This window comes from Gordonia sp. AC31, assembly GCF_031844505.1.
Taxonomy (GTDB): Bacteria; Actinomycetota; Actinomycetes; order Mycobacteriales; family Mycobacteriaceae; genus Gordonia; species Gordonia hongkongensis.
Genome location: NZ_JAUZVK010000003.1, coordinates 94,071 through 112,022, shown reverse-complemented (window position 1 = coordinate 112,022; position 17,952 = coordinate 94,071). Strand labels below are relative to the sequence as shown.

Annotated in this window: 19 protein-coding genes; 12 read left to right on the top strand and 7 right to left on the bottom strand. The window is 70.4% G+C overall.

The features are described from left to right. The first annotated feature begins 33 nt into the window (after window positions 1–33). Window positions 34–825, top strand: coding sequence for a biotin--[acetyl-CoA-carboxylase] ligase (locus Q9R39_RS04900; protein ID WP_247451877.1), 792 nt, complete (start codon window positions 34–36; stop codon window positions 823–825). Window positions 826–860: 35 nt separating this feature from the next. On the opposite strand, the gene Q9R39_RS04895 is transcribed toward Q9R39_RS04900, so the two are convergent. Then, window positions 861–1,481, bottom strand: a complete 621-nt coding sequence (locus Q9R39_RS04895; RefSeq protein ID WP_055475047.1) for a hypothetical protein — start codon at window positions 1,479–1,481, stop codon at window positions 861–863. Window positions 1,482–1,634: 153 nt separating this feature from the next. Here Q9R39_RS04895 and Q9R39_RS04890 point away from each other — a divergent pair, with 153 nt between their 5' ends. The 3 genes from Q9R39_RS04890 to Q9R39_RS04880 are packed head-to-tail and all read left to right on the top strand — an operon-like array spanning window position 1,635 to window position 4,319. Continuing rightward, the gene (locus Q9R39_RS04890) at window positions 1,635–2,243 is read left to right on the top strand and encodes a PH domain-containing protein (RefSeq protein ID WP_231742513.1); all 609 of its coding nucleotides are present in this window, start codon (window positions 1,635–1,637) and stop codon (window positions 2,241–2,243) included. Further along, window positions 2,240–2,914, top strand: coding sequence for a response regulator transcription factor (locus tag Q9R39_RS04885; RefSeq protein WP_004572230.1), 675 nt, complete (start codon window positions 2,240–2,242; stop codon window positions 2,912–2,914). The genes Q9R39_RS04890 and Q9R39_RS04885 overlap by 4 nt, the downstream gene beginning before the upstream one ends. Before the next feature lie 7 nt (window positions 2,915–2,921). After that, complete coding sequence (locus Q9R39_RS04880; protein ID WP_311277158.1) at window positions 2,922–4,319, top strand: HAMP domain-containing sensor histidine kinase; 1,398 nt, start codon at window positions 2,922–2,924, stop codon at window positions 4,317–4,319. On the opposite strand, the gene Q9R39_RS04875 is transcribed toward Q9R39_RS04880, so the two are convergent. Next, complete coding sequence (locus tag Q9R39_RS04875; protein ID WP_197282748.1) at window positions 4,291–4,851, bottom strand: GtrA family protein; 561 nt, start codon at window positions 4,849–4,851, stop codon at window positions 4,291–4,293. The genes Q9R39_RS04880 and Q9R39_RS04875 overlap by 29 nt on opposite strands. 182 nt (window positions 4,852–5,033) lie before the next feature. Here Q9R39_RS04875 and Q9R39_RS04870 point away from each other — a divergent pair, with 182 nt between their 5' ends. Beyond that, window positions 5,034–6,230: a 5-(carboxyamino)imidazole ribonucleotide synthase gene (locus Q9R39_RS04870; protein ID WP_311277195.1), complete on the top strand. Its 1,197-nt coding sequence runs from the start codon at window positions 5,034–5,036 to the stop codon at window positions 6,228–6,230. Further along, window positions 6,227–6,739, top strand: a complete 513-nt coding sequence (purE, locus tag Q9R39_RS04865) for a 5-(carboxyamino)imidazole ribonucleotide mutase (protein WP_055475043.1) — start codon at window positions 6,227–6,229, stop codon at window positions 6,737–6,739. The genes Q9R39_RS04870 and purE overlap by 4 nt, the downstream gene beginning before the upstream one ends. A 12-nt stretch (window positions 6,740–6,751) precedes the next feature. Here the strand turns inward: purE and Q9R39_RS04860 are convergent, their stop codons facing one another. From Q9R39_RS04860 to Q9R39_RS04845, 4 genes are read right to left on the bottom strand one after another with little or no spacing between them, the layout of a single operon-like run. Beyond that, window positions 6,752–7,582 (bottom strand): dienelactone hydrolase family protein, encoded by an 831-nt coding sequence (locus tag Q9R39_RS04860; protein ID WP_159370541.1) that lies wholly within the window; start codon window positions 7,580–7,582, stop codon window positions 6,752–6,754. Between the two features lie 4 nt (window positions 7,583–7,586). Beyond that, window positions 7,587–7,961 carry a nitroreductase family deazaflavin-dependent oxidoreductase gene (locus Q9R39_RS04855; protein WP_068971137.1) on the bottom strand — a complete coding sequence of 125 codons (375 nt, stop codon included), beginning with the start codon at window positions 7,959–7,961 and terminating at the stop codon, window positions 7,587–7,589. A gap of 40 nt (window positions 7,962–8,001) precedes the next feature. After that, window positions 8,002–8,718: a TIGR03089 family protein gene (locus Q9R39_RS04850; RefSeq protein WP_311277157.1), complete on the bottom strand. Its 717-nt coding sequence runs from the start codon at window positions 8,716–8,718 to the stop codon at window positions 8,002–8,004. Beyond that, on the bottom strand, window positions 8,706–10,472 hold the full coding sequence (locus Q9R39_RS04845) for an LCP family protein (protein WP_396275641.1): 1,767 nt from the start codon (window positions 10,470–10,472) through the stop codon (window positions 8,706–8,708). Before Q9R39_RS04845 ends, Q9R39_RS04850 begins: the two co-directional genes overlap by 13 nt. Before the next feature lie 593 nt (window positions 10,473–11,065). On the opposite strand from Q9R39_RS04845, the gene rfbD reads away from it, so the two are divergent. The 3 genes from rfbD to Q9R39_RS04830 are packed head-to-tail and all read left to right on the top strand — an operon-like array spanning window position 11,066 to window position 14,078. After that, a complete protein-coding gene (rfbD, locus tag Q9R39_RS04840) occupies window positions 11,066–12,016 on the top strand; it encodes a dTDP-4-dehydrorhamnose reductase (RefSeq protein WP_311277155.1) in 951 nt (316 codons plus the stop codon). 5 nt (window positions 12,017–12,021) lie between these two features. Continuing rightward, window positions 12,022–12,900, top strand: a complete 879-nt coding sequence (locus Q9R39_RS04835; RefSeq protein WP_311277154.1) for a glycosyltransferase family 2 protein — start codon at window positions 12,022–12,024, stop codon at window positions 12,898–12,900. 44 nt (window positions 12,901–12,944) lie between these two features. Continuing rightward, complete coding sequence (locus tag Q9R39_RS04830) at window positions 12,945–14,078, top strand: sugar phosphate nucleotidyltransferase (protein WP_055475036.1); 1,134 nt, start codon at window positions 12,945–12,947, stop codon at window positions 14,076–14,078. A gap of 18 nt (window positions 14,079–14,096) precedes the next feature. On the opposite strand, the gene Q9R39_RS04825 is transcribed toward Q9R39_RS04830, so the two are convergent. Then, window positions 14,097–14,744: an O-methyltransferase gene (locus tag Q9R39_RS04825; protein ID WP_055475035.1), complete on the bottom strand. Its 648-nt coding sequence runs from the start codon at window positions 14,742–14,744 to the stop codon at window positions 14,097–14,099. Between the two features lie 292 nt (window positions 14,745–15,036). Between Q9R39_RS04825 and sigE the strand changes: the two genes are divergently transcribed. The 3 genes from sigE to Q9R39_RS04810 all read left to right on the top strand — a co-directional run bounded on the left by sigE (window position 15,037) and on the right by Q9R39_RS04810 (window position 17,938). After that, window positions 15,037–15,657, top strand: a complete 621-nt coding sequence (gene sigE, locus Q9R39_RS04820; protein WP_055475034.1) for an RNA polymerase sigma factor SigE — start codon at window positions 15,037–15,039, stop codon at window positions 15,655–15,657. A gap of 233 nt (window positions 15,658–15,890) precedes the next feature. After that, window positions 15,891–16,421: a hypothetical protein gene (locus Q9R39_RS04815; protein ID WP_055475033.1), complete on the top strand. Its 531-nt coding sequence runs from the start codon at window positions 15,891–15,893 to the stop codon at window positions 16,419–16,421. Next, entirely contained in the window at window positions 16,418–17,938 is a 1,521-nt protein-coding gene (locus tag Q9R39_RS04810; protein WP_311277153.1) for a trypsin-like peptidase domain-containing protein, read from the top strand. Before Q9R39_RS04815 ends, Q9R39_RS04810 begins: the two co-directional genes overlap by 4 nt. The last annotated feature ends 14 nt before the right edge of the window (window positions 17,939–17,952 follow it).

Below are 17,952 nucleotides of genomic sequence, written 5' to 3'. Positions count from 1 at the left end.
GTGCGGAGGCGGCGGCCAGTAGTTTCGTCAGGTATGAGTCTCGACGCCGATCTGCTCCGCACCCGTCTCACCGGCACCCGCTGGCACCGGATCGAGGTGGTCGAGGCGACCGGTTCGACCAACGCCGACCTCGTGTCGCGCGCCGCGGGCGAATCCGTCGGGGGCACCGTGCGGATCACCACCGACCAGACCGCCGGACGTGGCCGCCACGCCCGCACCTGGACCGCGCCGGCCGGCACGCAGCTGGCCATGTCGGCCGCGCTCGACGTCGCCGACCACACCGAGGACCTGGGCTGGCTGTCGCTGCTGGCCGGACTCGCCGCCGTGCAGGGTGTCGACGACGCGATGGGGATCCGTCCGACGCTCAAATGGCCGAACGACGTGCTCATCGACGGCAAGAAGGTCGCGGGCATCCTCTCGGAATACACCCGCAGCGAGCATGCCGCAGGGGGCCCGGGAGGCGTGGCGGTGATCGGCACCGGGCTCAACACCACGATGGCGGAGGAGCAGCTGCCGGTCCCGACCGCCACCTCGCTCCGGCTCGCCACCGGCCGCGACGTCCCGCTGACCGAGCTCGCCGCGTCGTACCTGCGGGCGCTCTCCGAGCTGCTCGACCTGTGGCCGCACGACCTGGACGGGCTCGCGGCGCGGTACCGCGACGACAGCGACACCATCGGCCGTCGCGTACGGCTGGTCCTGCCCGGCGATCGTGAGGTCGTCGGCACCGCGACCGGTGTCGACTCCTCCGGCCGGATCGTCGTCGACGCCGACGGTGAGCAGGTCGTGGCCGCCGCGGGGGACGTCACCCACCTGCGGCCGGAGTGACTTCGACTCGGCTCGTCGCTCCGCTCCTCGCCGGCTCAGCCGGCGGGGCGCTGGACGCTCTTGCCGGCCATCGCCGGGATGATCGTCAGCGAGGGCAGACCAATCACCAGGTGCACGATCGCGGTCTCGATGCCCACCGAGATCTGGTTGTAGGTCAGGATCGGGATCAGCACGGCCGCCACCAGCAGCAGGCCGACGATCCACCGGTAGAACTGATCGGGTGACGGCGTGACCAGGTGCAGCACGTACCAGAGCGCACCCGCGGCGAGCGCGCACAGGAAGCCGACGACGCCGAACCAGAGCTCGCTGGCGGCGACCGGGTTCCACACGCCGAACTTGCCCGACTCGTTCACCTTCTCCACGAATGCGGAGATGATCCACGCGACGAGCCATGCCGCGAGACCGGTCACCACGCCGGTCATGACCACACCGCCGGCGAACGTGACGGGATTGATGTCCGGGCCACGACGGGGCTTGGCGGGCTGGCCGGGCCGGCCGTAGGCGCCCTGGCCCCCGTACGGATCCCCCGCATAGGGATCGGCCGCGTATGGATCGCGCGCATACGGGTCGTTCTGGCTGCTGTAGGCACGCGACTCGGGTGTGTAACCGGACTCGTAGCGCGCGGTCCGCGGGTCGCGGGGATCCTGGTAGCTCATGGCGTTCTCCTCCCCGACCGGTCGTGGGAGCCGATGGTCGGATCTGGTGTCGGTCGGATCTGGTGTCAGGGCCCTGGCATGCTCACGGCACGAGGACGGCGGTCGGCGTGATTGGCAGTCTACTGCGGCACCCGGCCGTTTATGCTGAGCCGCATGGCCTATCCGCGGGAGAACCTGGCGTCGGGGGAACGCGTCGTCCTCCATCGGCACCCGCACTGGAAATGCCTGCTCGGGCCGTTCCTTTTGTTCGGGCTCCTCACCGCCGCCGCCGGCGTACTCCTCGGCGTCATCACGTCGTCGGGGCTGCGGTCGACACCGCAGACCGTGCTGCTCATCGCGGTCGCGGCGGTCTGGGCCATCGGCTTCTGCTGGTACTTCGTCCGCCCGCTGATGTCGTGGAAGACAACGCATTTCGTGCTCACCGACCGGCGGGTGATGTTCCGCAACGGAATCATCACCCGGTCGGGCATCGACATCCCGATCCGCCGGATCAACACCGTCGAGTTCCGGCACGGCCTCGTCGACCGGATGCTGCGCACCGGCACGCTGGTCATCGAGTCGGCCTCCGACGAACCGCTGTCCTTCGACGACATCCCGCAGGTGGAGAGGGTGCACGCGCTGCTGTACCACGAGGTGCTCGACGTCCACGACGACGAAGATCATCCGTGGGACGGACACCGGCGCGATTCCTACGACCAGACAGCGGACGGTCCCGTGCACCCCGGTGACCGGGCGGAGAACCGGGGGGTCCGCGACCGATGACGACAGTGCTGCTCGCCGAGGACGACGCCGCGATCGCCGAACCGCTCGCGCGGGCGCTGTCGCGTGAGGGTTACGGCTGCGAGGTGGTCTCGACCGGGGCGGATGCCCTGGAGAAAGCCCTCGACACCCGCTATGAACTACTCATCCTCGACCTCGGGCTACCGGTGCTCGACGGTCTGGAGGTGTGCCGGCGGGTACGTGCCCAGCGACCCGCGCTCGCGGTGCTGATGCTGACCGCACGCACCGACGAGGTGGATTTCGTGGTCGGCCTCGACGCCGGCGCCGACGACTACGTCGGCAAGCCGTTCCGCCTGGCCGAGCTGCTGGCGCGGGTGCGTGCCCTCCTGCGGCGTCGCCAGCCCGGTGACGTCGTCCTCGAGGGCGGTGCCCTGCGCCTGGACGCGCGGGCACGCCGCGTCCTGGTGAACGGACACGACCTCACCCTGGCCAACCGCGAGTTCGACCTGCTGCGCTTCCTCATGGAACGCGCGGGCGAGGTGGTGACGCGCGAGGAGATCCTCACCGAGGTGTGGGGTTCGGCCGACCTGCGGTCGTCGAAGACCCTGGACATGCACATCTCGTGGCTGCGCCGGAAGATCGGCGACGACCGCCACGACCGTCCCCGCCACATCGTGACCGTGCGCGGCGTCGGATTCCGGTTCGACCCCTAGTCGTCTCATGCGCCGTCGCCTGCTCACGACCATGATCGCCGTCCTGCTGGCGGTCGGTGGGCTGCTGGGCATCCCGCTGAGTGTCGTCGCGTGGTGGTGGGTCGCCGACAACGCGCATCAGGACCTCGACAATCGGCTGAAGGTCATCGCAGACCAACTGATCCGGCAGGAGGGGGCCGACGGCCGGATCCCGCCGGAGTCCCTCGACCGTGAGGCGTTCCAGCTGCTGCTGCCGCCGAACGGCAGCCTGATCGTCACCTTCCCCGACCCCACCGGCACCCTGCAGCGCACGGTGGTCGGGGCGGACATCAGCGAGCCCCGGCTCTCGGAGTCCATCGCTCTCGGCGCAGCCGGGACGCTGACCCTGTCCATCCCGCGCGACGAGGTGCGCAACGACCAGTTCACCGCCGCCTCGATCGTGGCCGTCATCGTCGTCGCGTCCGTCATCGGCGGCACGCTGGTAGCCGCGGTCACCGCGGGTCGGATCGTCGATCCGCTGACCGATCTCGCCGATCGGGCCGCGACCATGGGCCGGGGCGACTTCCGGACCCAGTGGAAGATGTACGGCATCGCCGAACTCGATCGGGTGTCGCGTGCACTGGCCGACGCGAACGCCGAACTCGCCCTGCGCCTCGAGCGCGAGCGGGAGGTCGCCGGCGACGCCTCCCACCAGCTGCGCAGCCGCCTCACCGCGATCCAGCTACGCCTGGAGGAACTCTCCCTGCACGATGACCCCGCGGTCGTCACCGAGGCCGAGGCCGCCCTCGATCAGATCGAGCGGCTCTCCGCCGAACTCGACGAGCTGGTCGAGGCGTCCCGGGCCGACGAACCCGCGCCCGAGTTCGTCGACGTGTCGGACATGCTGACGACGCTGGTCGGGGATTTCCGGCACGCCTTCGAGGCGAGGGGCCGCGAACTGCTGGCGACCTTCGACGGCGTCCCGCACGCGCTGACCGCGAACCCGGGTCGTCTCCGGGAGGCGGTCAGTGTGCTGGTCGACAATGCCCTGCAGCACGGCCGCGGGACCTGCCGGATCCACGTCGGCACCCTGCCCGCGGGGGACCTGGTGCGCATCACCGTCGCCGACGAGGGTGACGGGGTCGCCGACGAGATCGCCGCACACATCTTCCGTCGGGGTTTCTCGGCCGGCCGACGGCCCGGCGCGGGCCGGAGCGGGGTCGGCCTGTCACTCGCGCGGGCACTGATCGAATCCGACGGTGGCCGACTCGAACTGACCGTCCGGCGACCGCCGGTGTTCGCGATCGTCGTGCCCGCGCGGCTGGTCACCGGACGCGATCAGCTCGGCACCGACCGGGGCGACTCCGAACTCGCCGACGAGATCGACGAGAACTCCGGTCGGCCCCCGCGATCGGGCGTCAGGCGTGACCGAGTTCCTCATCGTTGAGCTCGGCGAGCGAGGGGTGCAGGTCGGTCGATCCGGCGTCCCCGCCGCGCAACTGTTCTTCGGGGAAGGCGAACTTGCGCAGTGCCCAGAACCGGAACGCCATCTGCATGAGGTTGCCGATGATGTAGCCGAGCACGAAGTCGATGACCACGATCTCGGACACGCTCAGGTTGGAGCGCATGTCGAAGATGTTGTTGGCGACGAACAGCGGGGCGGCCTGGAGGATGACGCCGATCCCGCTGATGGCGAAGAACAGCATCGCCTCGTGGTGACGTTCGCGGCCGCCGCGGTTCTTGAACGCCCACTCGCGATTGAGGATGTAGCTCAGGATGGTGGCCAGGACGCCGGCGATGACCTTGGCGATGACCGGCTTGGTCTCCAGGACCGTGAGGCTCAGGCTGTAGAAGATGGCGAGGTCGAAGACGAAGGTGGTCCCGCCGACCATCGCGAACTTGATCAGTTCGTGGTGCCGCATCACGAGCCGACGGACCGGCGCTGGGAGGCGGGCGATCATCTCGTCGATCAATGGCACAAGATCCGAGTGTACGAAACGAAACCGCCGGGACACGTGCCGGGCGGTTGTGCGAATGATGCCGCGTACATGCCACGATGGTGCGCGTGAATTCACGCGAGCAGGTCGGCGGTGCCGTGGCCCCGTCGTCGCAGGTGCCGCCGGTCCCTGAGTCGGGGCGCCCGGGCGGCCGGGCGTCGGGGATGCCGACCGTGACGATGATCGGCGGTGGGCAGCTCGCTCGGATGACCCACCAGGCCGCCATCGCCCTGGGCCAGTGCCTGCGAGTGCTCGCCGCGTCCGAATCGGACCCGGCCGCCCAGGTGAGCGCCGACATCGTCCTGGGGTCGCACGACGACCTCGACGATCTGCGGCGCGCCGCGTCCGGGTCGGTCGCGGTGACCTTCGACCACGAGGGTGTCCCGCTGGCGCACCTGCAGGCACTCGAAGCCGACGGCGTCGCGGTGCTGCCGCCGTCGAAGGCACTGCATTTCGCGCAGGACAAGCTCGCCATGCGGGTCCGGCTTGCCGAGCTCGGACTGCCCGTGCCCGACTTCGCCGACCTGGCCGGGGACCGGGCCGCGGCCAGGTCTCGTCTGATCGAGTTCGGTGAGGCCAACGACTGGGCCATCGTCGTCAAGGCGGTGCGCGGCGGTTACGACGGCCGCGGGGTGTGGCTCGTCGACGGCGCGGACGACGCTCTCGCGGTCTTCGACGAGTACCCCGACGACGCACCGGCGCTGCTCGCCGAACAGAAGGTGCCGATGCGACGAGAGTTGTCGGCGATGATCGCGCGGTCGCCGTTCGGCCAGGGTGGGGCGTGGCCGGTGGTCGAGACCATCCAGCGCCACGGGCAGTGCGCGGTCGTCCTGGCACCGGCTCCCGGGCTCGACGACGAGGTCGCCGCGCACGCACAGCAGATGGCCTTGCGGCTCGCCGACGAGCTCGGCGTGGTCGGTGTGATGGCGATGGAACTCTTCGAGACCGTCGACGGCGAGCTGGTCGTCAACGAACTGGCGATGCGTCCGCACAACAGCGGGCACTGGACGATGGACGGCGCGGTGACCTCGCAGTTCGAGCAGCACCTGCGCGCCGTCCTCGACTATCCGCTGGGCAGCACGGCACCGAGTGCGCCGGTGACGGTGATGGCCAACATCCTCGGTGCGGCGGACGCACCGGCGATGTCGATGGACGAGCGGCTGCACCACCTCATGGCCCGGATGCCCGAGGCCAAGGTGCATCTCTACGGCAAGGGCGAGCGACCCGATCGCAAGATCGGGCATGTGAACATCGTCGGGCGCGAAGGGGATTCGCCGGAGTCGGTACGGGAGCGTGCCGAACGCGCGGCCCAGTGGATGTCGCGGGCGACGTGGACCGACGGATGGGATGAACATTCATGAGTGAGACGCACGGCCCGCGGGTGGGCCTGATCATGGGCAGTGATTCGGACTGGCCGACGATGAAGGCGGCCGCCGAGGCCCTCGCCGAGTTCGACGTGCCGTTCCAGGTGGGTGTCGTCTCGGCTCACCGCACACCGCAGCGCATGCTCGACTACGCGGCAGGGGCGGCGGGCCACGGCATCGAGGTGATCATCGCGGGAGCCGGTGGCGCCGCGCATCTTCCGGGCATGGTCGCGTCGGCGACCCCGCTGCCGGTGATCGGGGTACCGGTCCCGCTGCGGCATCTCGACGGACTGGATTCGCTGCTGTCGATCGTGCAGATGCCCGCCGGGGTCCCGGTGGCCACGGTGTCGGTCGGCGGCGCCCGCAACGCCGGGCTGCTCGCGGTCCGCATCCTCGCCGCCGCCGACGCCGACCTGCGCGCCCGGATGGTCGAATTCCAGCAGGGGCTCGAACAGATGGTTCTCGACAAGGACGCGGCACTCCAGCAGGAACTGTTGGGGGAGTAGCACTTCCGTCGATCAGATCGTCGGCTGCAGGCCGAGCTTCGCGGTGAAGAAGTCGATGACCCGATCGTAGGCCTCGCGGGTCGGCTGCCCGGGCTCGTCGCGGAGGTCCTCGGTGAGCACCGAATGTGGCCGCGGCAGCATCGAATCCGGGTTCGCGGACTCGTCGGGTAGCTCGATGCCGATGAAGGCGTCGCCGAGGATCTCCCGGAGATACGCGAATCGGGCTCCCGGCACCAGACGGTCGCCCTGGAAACGCAGACCCATCACCTCGAGGCCGCGTGCGCACCGCGCCTGCACCAGAGCGAGATCCGACTCGCTCACGTCGATGGCCCGCGCGCGTCCCGGCAACACCGCGAACGGCAGTGAGGGCTGGGACAGCACCGGGGCGAGCATCCGCTCGTCGGTGGCCATCGCGAGTGCGAACCCGCCGGTGAAACACATCCCGACGGCACCGACCCCGGGCCCGCCACACCGGTCGTGTTCGCGGGCGGCCAACGCCCGCAGCCACGACGCGACCGGTGACGTCTTGCCGGTGGCCAGGATCGTGAACTCGCGGGTGATGCATGCCCGTGCGATGGTGCCGAGCATGTTCGTCGCCGAGCCGACCGCGCCGAGGTTGTCGGGTCGAGGATCACGGCCGTCGACGCCGAACAACGACGGCAGCACCGCGGTGGCGCCCGCCCCGGCCACCCGGCGCGCGACGTCGGCGACCTTGGGGCTGATCCCCGGCATCTCGGCGATGACGATGACGGCGGGACCACTGCCGAGGCGATGCACCCGGCGGGTGGTCCCGTACAGGGTCACGTCCTCGGCGTCGAAGTCGTCGAGCGGGTCGTCGGCCATCAGATCACGCCGCGTGCAGTGTGCCGAGGAGCGCGGAGTCGAAGAGTCGCGCCGGGATGCGGGCACCCCGGGCGATGTCCGGCGAGTCCGACGGCACCACCCGCGGACCGGTCACCCGGTAGTGCCGGTTCTTGCGGATCAGGCCGAAGGTCCCGGCGGCCTGCACATTGCGGACCCAGTCGGTGTGCCGCCCGTACGTGAGGATGATGGTGAGCCGATCGCCGTCGACCCACGCCATCACCGGGATCGAGTAGTGCTTGCCGGACTTGCGTCCGACGTGCTCGACCATCGCGTACGGGGCCAGGCGGGGCGCCCATTGTCGCTGGATGGGGTTGGTCACTCGCTTGTTCAGACGGGCCACCGCGCGGGGGATTCGCATGTCCCCACTGTGCCCGATCGGCGGCGAGCCCGCCGGGGGTTCACGACAGGACCAACGTGGCCTTCTCCATCTCGGCGATGGCCGCGACCCGTTCCGGGGTGGCCGCGGAGACGTGAACGAGGCTGCCCCCCATCAACAATGGTGTCAGGAGATGGGCGATCACCCGGTCGCCGGAGTACCACGGCCGGGTGGACACCACGCGGGCGCCCGGTCCGATTCCCTGGCGCTCGGCCGTCGCCCGGGCGTCGTCGAGCACCTCGCCGATGGGGGCGCCCTCCAGGGTGGCCGATGCAGGGTACCGAGACGAGAACTGATCGCCGTGGACGCGGACGACGCTGCCGTAGTCGCCGACGCCGGGCGGCAGGTCGCGCAGCGGCAGCGCGAACGGATCGAGCGAGGCGACCACGATCTCGTCGACGTCGGGATGGCTGTTCAGGCGATCACGGCTGGTGAACACGACCATCGGGTCTTCGGTGGAGTCGAAGTGCACCTCGGCGCCTGCCCAGAGCGCGCCCAGCAGGATGCCGGCCGTCTGCCAGTGCTCCGGGAGATCGACCGCGACGACATCGCCTTCGGCGACCCCGATCTCGTCGCGTAGGTAGTTCGCGGTCTTGGCCGCCCAGTTGCCGAGGGTCGCCGCCGAGAGCTCGGTGCGCTCACCGGTCGCGTCGTCGTAGTAGGTCAGCAGCGGACGCGAATGATCGGCGACCGCGGCGAAGATCGCGTCGGTGAGAGTGTTCGGAGTCAGTTCACGCACATGGGCCCCTCGTTGCCCGCGGTGATCGGCGGGCGCTTGTTGCCGACGCGCTCGCTCGCCGGCGTGTTGTCGGTCTGGTCGCCGGTGTCGCTGATCGAGCCCGGACCGGCGTAGGTGTTGGTGAGCACCACCTTCAACTGATCGTCGCCGAGGGCGGGATCGGCGACGACCTGGGCGCCGCCGAGATCCTTGGCGAGGAGCCGAGCGGCGTCGCTCTCCTCCTTGGCGTACACGATCGAGTCCTTCGTGTCGGCCTTGCCGCTGGAGGTTGCTCCGACCCGGAAACCCTTGTTGGTCAGGATGTTCGCGACGTTCGAGGCGAGCCCGTCGATGGTGCCGGCGTTGACCACGTCGACCGTGTAGTCGCCGCGCTGGATGCCCTGCGTCTGCTTCGGTGCCAGCAGGTCACCGGTGAAGGCCTGGACCTCGCGCGGGTCCACCTGGACGACGCTCTGCTGACCGTCCTCGCTCCAGCCCTGCTCGGTCACGATCGGGATGGTCGCGAACTTCACCCGGCCGCCGCTGAGATCCTTGAGCTGTTCGGCGAACCGGATGATGTCCCAGTCGTCGTCGATGACCACCGACCGCGACACCGCGTCCTGCAGCTCCGACAGCTTACCCGGATCGGTCAGGGTGTTCGCCGAGATGATCTTCTGCGTCAGCGACGCCATGAACGCCTGCTGACGGGTGATGCGGTCGAGATCGCCGCGGGGGAGGCCGTGGCGCTGGCGCACGAAGCTGAGCGCCTTGGGCCCGTCGAGAGTCTGACGGCCGGCGCGGAACCGCGCGCCCGTGAAGGGATCCCGGACCGCGTCGTTCAGGCAGACGTCGATGCCCCCGGCCGCGTTCGTCAGCAGCACGAACCCCAGCAGGCCCACCTCCGCGTAGTGGTCGACCTGCACGCCGGTCAGGTTGGCGACGGTGTCCACCAACGCCTTCCGGCCCGCCAGGGTGCCCTCGGACTCGGCCTCGCTCTCGGATTTGCCATCGGTGACCGCTTGCGCGCGAACGGTTTCGCGCGTCGTGCCGTAGGCGGCGTTGATCTTGCTCATCCCGACACCGGGTACGTCGACATACGAGTCGCGGGGGATCGAGATCGCGGTCGCCGACGAGCCGTCGTCGGGGATGCGGATCAGCAGGATGGTGTCGGTGTTGGTCGCGACCTCGTCGCCCGACCGCAGGAGTCGGAGTTCCTCCGGCGACAGCGGATTGCCCTTGGCGTCGGTCCGCGAATCGGTGCCCACGAGGAGGATGTCGACGGCCCCGTCTTCGGCGCCACCGCCGAGATCGAGTCCGCCGAGCTGCGTGATGCGGGTCTGCAGATCCGACATCGTGTTCCAGGCGTATCCGGTGCACAACAGCACCGCCACCGAGGCGACCGCGATGAGCGCACGACCCCAGCCGGCCCCCGGGATGCGGGCACCTTTGCGTCGGCTGTCCGCCGGCGGCTTCGACGGTGGTTCGGGTGCCGACGACGTCGCCGCCGTGCGCCGGTCGCCGGACTTCGGTCCGGTCTGCTTCGGTCCGGCCGATTTCGGTCCGGTCTGCTTGGGTCCGGTCTGCTTGGGTCCGGTCGGCTTCGGGTCGGTGGACTGACGTGCGGTCGGCTTCCGCGGGCTCGTCTTGGGGTCGCCCGGCTTCCGCTCGGACGTCCGCTTCACGGCCGTGACCGGGCGGGTGTGGATCTCGCCGGAGGTGCGTCGGACCGGCCGCGGCTCGCCGGGGCGGCGCTGCCGGGTCGGGGTGGGTTCCACGGCTTCTGGCGTGGCTCGTCGATTGCCGGGGTCGCGACGTTCGGAGTTACGGGGGTCGGCGGCCGGCCGACGCCGGGGGTCGCGGGGTTCGCGTGGATCGGCAGCGCGACGTCGCGGGTCCGGCGGGGGCTGGCGTCGCGCTCGGGGTGGGGGATTGCCCGGTTCACCGGGGAGCGGTGCCGCGCGGCGCGGGGATTCGCGTCCATCTGGTCCACCGTCGTACGGGGGCCGGGCCGGGCGCCTGCGCGCGCCGGGCTCCGGGGCGCGCCGATCGCCGGACATCGGCTGACGCCCGTCCGGACCCGGCCGTGCCGGACGGCGCGGCTGCGCGCGCCGACGCGGGCCGTCGGATGGTGAATCCACTGGTGAGCGGTCCCTTTCGAGGTCGGCACATCGGGTCCGGGGTCGACGCGGCGAGCGTTACGCCTGAGGATGTCGATGCTGATGTGCAAGGCGGGTCGGCTGTTGTGTGCTGTCGCCAGGCTACTGAAGTGATTCGCGAATTCGAGAACGCAACGCCGGTCGTGTGAGTAGCCGTCGTCACGTGTGCCGGCGAGCGCGTCGCCGCGTGGGTACCGCCGGACTCCGGCACGATGGTGCTCATGCGTGTGACGCCGAGCAACCCCACCGTGTACATCGTCGGCGCCGGCGGGCAGCTGGGAACTGCCCTGCAAGCACGGTCGACCGAGGTTCCCGACGTCGTCGTGCGGCCGCTCACCTCAGCCGACGTCGACATCGCCGACCCGACCTCGGTGGCCGCCGCGCTGGGCGACCTCGGCCCCGACGACATCGTGGTGAACTGCGCGGCCTACACCGACGTCGACGGAGCCGAGGCCGATGCGGAAGGCTCGCGGCGGGTCAACACCACCGGGCCCGAGGTGCTTGCGCGCCGGACCGCCGACGCCGGCGCGTGGTTCGTGCACGTGTCGACCGACTACGTGTTCCCCGGTGCCGCCGCGGAGGGTTCCCGGCCGGTCGAGCGGAACGGATACGAACCCGACGACGTGAGCGGAACGCCCGCGACCGTGTACGGCCGCACCAAACTCGACGGCGAACGCGCCGCGCTGTCGGCGGATCGGCGAGCCACCGTCGTCCGGACGGCATGGGTCTACACGGGCGGACCCGACAGCCGCGACTTCGTCGGCACGATGCGGCGGCTCGAACAGTCGCGGGAGACGGTGTCGGTCGTCGACGACCAGCTCGGGTCCCCGACCTACTCGTACGACCTCGCCGACGGGCTCTGGGAACTCGTCGTCGCGGGCCCGCGCGACGAGGTCTGTGGCGCGGTCCTGCATGCGACGAACTCGGGCACCGCCACCTGGTTCGACGTCGCCCGCGGGGTCTTCGAAGAGGTCGGGGCGCAGCCCGACCGGGTCCTGCCCACGACGACCGCCGAGTTCCCGCGCCCGGCCCCGCGGCCGGCGTTCTCGGTGCTCTCCGGCCACTCCTGGGAGGCCGCCGGTCTCACCCCGCTCCGGCCGTGGCGACCCGCGCTGCACGCGGCGATCGCCGCGTCGGACGCCGAGCCCGGTTCGTTACCCTGAGCGGCGTGCCAGTTCAGCCAGCCGTGGTGACGGTGACCTATTTCTCGGGCGATCACCTCGTGACCTTCCTGCGCAGCCTCGACGCCGTCACCGACGTCATGCCGCAGGTCATCATCGCCGACAACGGGTCCGACGACGGCGCGCCCGAGCGGGCCGAGCAGGAGTACGACACGGTCACGCTGGTCCGCACCGGCGGCAACATCGGCTACGGCGGTGCGATGAACCGCGGTGTCGCCGAACTCGACCCGGATGTCGAGTTCGTGCTCATCTCCAATCCGGATGTCGAATGGAAGCCCGGTGCCATCGACGAGCTGATGGCCGCCGCGCAGCGCTGGCCGCGAGCGGGTTCGCTCGGCCCGCTGATCCGCGAACCCGACGGCTCGATCTACCCCTCGGCGCGGCGCGTTCCCGACCTCGTGTCGGGCACCGGACACGCGATCCTCGGCACGGTGTGGAAGTCCAATCCGTGGACCGCGGCCTACCGCGCGGGCGACGAGACACCGTCGGAACGCCCGGTGGGGTGGCTGTCGGGCTCGTGCCTGCTCGTGCGGCGCGAGGCCTTCGACGCCATCGGCGGCTTCGATGCCCGCTACTTCATGTACATGGAGGACGTCGATCTCGGCGACCGACTCGGCAAGGCCGGCTGGCAGAACGTCTACGTGCCGAGCGCGGAGGTCGTGCACACCAAGGGGCACAGCGCCGGTCGGCATCCGGAGAAGATGCTGCCCGCCCACCACCGCAGTGCCTACCGGTTCCAGGCCGACCGCAATCCGGGACCGTGGCGGGCGCCGCTGCGCCTGGCGTTGCGCATCGGCCTGGAGGTCCGATCCCGGCTCGCCGTGCGCGCGGCGCGACGCGCGTCGGCGAGCGAGAACTCCCGATGAATGCTGAAGTGAACACCAGTCACCTCGAGGAAGGACCCGATCCAGTGGACAACTACACCGTGCGTGAGTCGGTGGAAAGACCGTCCGTGGGGGGATCGGACAACATCAGGGAGGACGTCGAGGCCGTCGTCCTCGTCGGCGGGAAGGGAACCCGCCTGCGCCCACTCACCCTGTCGGCGCCGAAACCGATGCTGCCCACCGCCGGGCTGCCGTTCCTGACCCATCTGCTGTCCCGTATCCGGGCGGCCGGTATCCGCGACATCGTGCTCAGCACCTCGTTCAAGGCCGAGGTCTTCAGCGAGTACTACGGCGACGGTTCGAAGCTGGGCCTGCGCATGCGCTACGTCACCGAGGACGAGCCGCTGGGTACCGGCGGCGGTATCCGCAACGTCCTCGACGAACTGACCGCGAGCACGATCGTGGTGTTCAACGGCGACGTCCTCGGTGGCACCGATGTCGGCGACGTCATCGACAGTCACCGCGCCGCCGACGCCGACGTCACCATCCACCTCGTGCGGGTCAGCGACCCCCGCGCGTTCGGCTGCGTCCCGACCGACGCCGACGGCCGGGTCACCGCGTTCCTGGAGAAGACCCAGGACCCGCCGACCGACCAGATCAATGCCGGCACCTATGTGTTCAAGCGCGAGGTCATCGAATCCATCCCGGCCGGCCTGCCGGTGTCGGTCGAGCGTGAGGTGTTCCCCCGGCTGCTCGCCGAGGGCAGTCACGTCCACGCACACGTCGATCACGCGTACTGGCGGGACATGGGTACGCCCGAGGACTTCGTCCGCGGCTCGGCCGACCTCGTCCGCGGAATCGCGCCGTCGCCCGCCCTGGGGGACCGTCGCGGCGAGTCCCTCGTGCACGAAGGCGCGGGAGTGGGCCCGGGTGCTCTCCTGATCGGCGGCACGGTGGTCGGCCGTGGCGCCGAGGTCGGCCCGCGCGCCCGTCTCGACGGCGCGGTCGTCTTCGACGGTGCCGTGATCGAGGCCGGCGCGGTCGTGGAACGGTCGATCATCGGCTTCGGTGCCCGCATCGGGCCGCGTGCGCTGGTCCGGGACACGGTCATCGGCGACGGCGCCGACATCGGCGCCCGCTGCGAGTTGCTGCGCGGCGCCCGGGTGTGGCCGGGAATCGAGATCCCCGACAACGGGATCCGGTTCTCGACGGACGTCTAGTCCGGTCGGGGCGGCCGCCTAGCGGATCTTCGCGGCGGCGAGCACGCCGGGCCCGAGCGGGATGACCACGGGAAGCAGCTGCTCGTCGTCGGCGATCAGCAGGGCCGCCTCGCGGGCCGCCGCCGTCGGCGGTTCGGTGCGGGCCGGGTCGCCGACCGTTCCGTGCGCGGTCGCGTTGTGGACGACCACGACACCTCCCGGTCGCAACATCCGGACGGCCTCACGCACGAACCGGGGCAGGTCCAGCAGTGGTCCGTCCACGAAGACCAGGTCATAGGACGCGTCGGACAACCGCGGCAGCACCTCGACCGGCGTGCCGTTGATGAGCCGGGTGCGGCCGGGGGCGATGTCGGCGCCGGCGAACGACGCCCTCGCGGCCCGGTGATGTTCGGGCTCGGGATCGATCGTGGTCAGCACGCCGTCGGCCGACATGCCGTTGAGCAGCCAGAGGCCGCTCACCCCGGTGCCGGTCCCGATCTCCACGACGGCGCGCGCATCGGCCGCGCGGGCCAGCAGAGCCAGTAGCGCGCCGACCGCCGGGCTGACCGGTGTCGCGCCGAGCTCCTCGGCGCGAGCGCGGGCGGCGATGACGGCGTCGTCCTCGACGATGGCCGACTCGGCGTAGGCGATCAGGTCGGGGCGTGTGGACGGCGTTGACTCGGTCACGCGTCGAGGTTAGTCCGGCCCCGCGGCGGAACCCGATCCGGCACGCCAGACCTGGGCGAATCCGCTCGCGGCGAGACGGCCGATGCATCCTCAGGCAACACTCAGGCGCCTCATACGGCGGCCACACTCCGATAGGAGAGGGTGAGAGCTGTTCCGGTTGGGACAGGTCCCGGGAGGTCGGTGTGAACTCCCTGGCAGCTCGGGAATACCCAGCCGGAATCATCCGTTCGTCTTCGGTGAGTGCTTGGGTCACCGGGTGCGTGTTTCACGAGAGAGGAACCGACCACCGACCATGACCGATCCCCGCGATCCCGCCGACGCCGTGCCCGCCGTTCCGGCGGGCACCGCAGGTTTCGACGCCACCGGCGACGAACTGCTCATGCCGTCCTGGGACGACCTGGTCCGCGAACACGCCGACCGCGTCTACCGTCTGGCCTACCGTCTGTCGGGGAATCAGCACGACGCCGAGGACCTCACGCAGGAGACGTTCATCCGGGTCTTCCGCTCGCTGTCGAACTACCGTCCCGGCACCTTCGAGGGCTGGTTGCACCGCATCACCACCAACCTGTTCCTCGACATGGTCCGTCGCCGCAGCAAGATCCGGATGGAAGCCCTGCCCGAGGAGTACGACCGGGTGCCGGCCGACACCCCGGATCCGCAGCAGGTCTTCGACGCGACGAACCTCGACCCCGACCTGCAGCGCGCCCTGGACTCGCTGGCTCCCGACTTCCGCGCGGCCGTGGTGCTGTGTGACATCGAGGGCCTGTCCTACGAGGAGATCTCCGCGACCCTCGGTGTCAAGCTGGGTACCGTCCGCAGCCGCATCCATCGCGGTCGGCAGAGCATCCGCGACGCCCTCGCGGCCCAGGGCCACACCAGCAGCCGTTCGGTCGCGCTCGGCTCGCACGCCTGAGGTCGCTGCCGGGAACCCTGCTCCGCCGAGCATCGTTGGGAGTCTCGGATACGCTGAGACGTTGCCTGTGTCACGGGACACGATGCGATCGGAATCCGCAGCCCGCGGACGCCGCGCGTTCGGGGGACGGCATCGGATGCCGCCGGTCGGTACCGTGGCAGACAGCAGCAGAGCCCAGTGGCAACACAGGATTCATCGTGCGGCGGTTTCGTCGTGGAGAGGGGTGAACGACGATGATGGACGGCGATCGCGGGCGTCCGACCGGAAGCGGCGGTGTCGAACCGCCGACTCCCAACCTTCGTCGCCGGCGGTCCTCCTGGACCCCAGCCAGGTGGAATACGAACACCTGGAGTCCGGCTCCCTCGTCGTTCCTGCCCAACCGCGGCTACCGCGCGCCGGGTACGGCCGGCGGACGCGGCTTCGCACCCACTGAGCACCTGGCCCCTGAGGCGGTTGCCGCCTTCGTCGACGGCGAGCTCGGGATGTCCGCGCATGCGCGGGCCGCTCATCATCTGGCGCTGTGCCCCGAGTGCGTCACCGCGGTCGAGGCGCAGTCGTTGGCCCGCACCCGACTCCGCGAGTCCGGCCGCGTGTCGATCCCGGACTCCCTCCTCGGTCAGCTCTCCCAGATCCCCACGCGTGAGATCGATCTGAGCTCCGAGCCACCCCGCCCGGCAGGGTTCGGGCCGACGGTGTCGCCCGATGCGCCGACCGACGGCATCCCCGCGGCCCGCGGCCGCGCCTTCCGTCGCCGGGGCCGGTGACCGTGGCCCCCGACGCCGATTCTCCCGATACCGGTGACGCACAGTTCGCGCGGCGCGCCGAACCGCCCGAGCCACAACGTCTGACGCCGTCGCGGACCCGACACTCGCCCGTGTCGCCGTCGACCGCGCAGGTGTTCGGCCGCCCGTCGGGTGTGCGCGGCTCGTTCGCCACCTCGGATGGCGACAAGCGGCCGCCCGAGCCGCAGATCGCACCTCCGGACCCGGTGCTCGCCGAGGCCTTCGGCCGGCCGGCCGGATCGAGCGACACCCTGCAGCGGGATCCGCTCGCGACCTACGGCCACACCGAGCAGCCGCAGGCGCCGGAGGACCCGTGGCGCGACCCGGAGAGCCCGGCGCGGCTGGACGCACCCGCGCTGGCATCCGCATCGTCGGACATCCCGACCGAGACCGGCCCCAAGCTCGGTGTCCGCGACATCCTGCTCGGCAATCGCCTGAGCTGGGTCGCCCTGGCCACGCTCGCGGTGATCGCGTTGCTGATCGGGCTCGTCGGCGGGCTGATGGGCCGGTACACCGCGGAGGTGGCCGCGCCGCTCACCAGTGACACGGTCGAGTTGTCCACCGAGGACACCGGCGGCGACGCCGGACCGCGGTCGTCCGTGGCGGAGGTGGCCCGGGCGGTGGAGAAGTCGGTCGTCGCCATCGACGTCCGCGCGGCGGGCGCCTACGCCACCGGGTCGGGATTCGTCATCGACAAAGAGGGTTACATCCTCACCAACAACCACGTCATCTCGATGGCCGCGAACGACAAGAGCGCCAAACTGGAGGTCGTGTTCTTCGACCGTCAGCGGGTCCCGGCGCGCATCGTCGGTCGCGATCCCAAGACCGATCTCGCCGTGTTGAAGGTCGACAATGTCGAGAACCCGACGGTCTCGGTGCTCGGTAGCTCGGGCGACCTGCAGATCGGCGAAGAGGTGGTCGCCTTCGGATCTCCATTGGGGCTCAACCGAACCGTGACCAGCGGCATCGTCAGCGCGACCGACCGAGCCGTGGCGCTGACGCCCGACGCAGAGTCCGACACCGACGCGGTGATCGACGCGATCCAGACCGATGCCGCGATCAACCCGGGCAACTCGGGCGGTCCGCTGGTCAACGGCGAAGCCCAGGTGGTCGGCATCAACACCGCCGGGCGCCTCGGCGCCGGGGGCGGCAACATCGGTCTCGGATTCGCGATTCCCATCGACGAGGCCAAGCCCATCGCGGAGGCGCTGATCCGCGACGGCCGCGTGAACCACCCGCAGATCGGCGTCAACGCCAGTTCGGTGCGCAACGAGCGCGTGCTGGGCGCACAGGTCCGCAACGTCGTCGCCGGCAGCCCCGCCGAACGCGCGGGCATCCGGGAGAACGACGTGATCACCTCGTTCAACAATCGCCCGATCGAGAGCGCCGACGAGCTGAACGTCGCGATCCGGACCGCGAGCATCGGCGAGTCGGTCCCGTTCCAGTACTGGCGGGCGGGTCGCACGTTCAGCGGTACCATCACTCCGGCGAGCGACTAACCACACCACCGCAC

Coding starts and splice junctions, on each gene's coding strand:
- Q9R39_RS04900 (WP_247451877.1), top strand. CDS start 34: ATGAGTCTCGACGCCGATCTGCTCCGCACCCGTCTCACCGGCACCCGC.
- Q9R39_RS04895 (WP_055475047.1), bottom strand. CDS start 1,481: ATGAGCTACCAGGATCCCCGCGACCCGCGGACCGCGCGCTACGAGTCC.
- Q9R39_RS04890 (WP_231742513.1), top strand. CDS start 1,635: ATGGCCTATCCGCGGGAGAACCTGGCGTCGGGGGAACGCGTCGTCCTC.
- Q9R39_RS04885 (WP_004572230.1), top strand. CDS start 2,240: ATGACGACAGTGCTGCTCGCCGAGGACGACGCCGCGATCGCCGAACCG.
- Q9R39_RS04880 (WP_311277158.1), top strand. CDS start 2,922: ATGCGCCGTCGCCTGCTCACGACCATGATCGCCGTCCTGCTGGCGGTC.
- Q9R39_RS04870 (WP_311277195.1), top strand. CDS start 5,034: ATGCCGACCGTGACGATGATCGGCGGTGGGCAGCTCGCTCGGATGACC.
- purE (WP_055475043.1), top strand. CDS start 6,227: ATGAGTGAGACGCACGGCCCGCGGGTGGGCCTGATCATGGGCAGTGAT.
- Q9R39_RS04860 (WP_159370541.1), bottom strand. CDS start 7,582: ATGGCCGACGACCCGCTCGACGACTTCGACGCCGAGGACGTGACCCTG.
- Q9R39_RS04855 (WP_068971137.1), bottom strand. CDS start 7,961: ATGCGAATCCCCCGCGCGGTGGCCCGTCTGAACAAGCGAGTGACCAAC.
- rfbD (WP_311277155.1), top strand. CDS start 11,066: ATGGTGCTCATGCGTGTGACGCCGAGCAACCCCACCGTGTACATCGTC.
- sigE (WP_055475034.1), top strand. CDS start 15,037: ATGACCGATCCCCGCGATCCCGCCGACGCCGTGCCCGCCGTTCCGGCG.
- Q9R39_RS04815 (WP_055475033.1), top strand. CDS start 15,891: ATGATGGACGGCGATCGCGGGCGTCCGACCGGAAGCGGCGGTGTCGAA.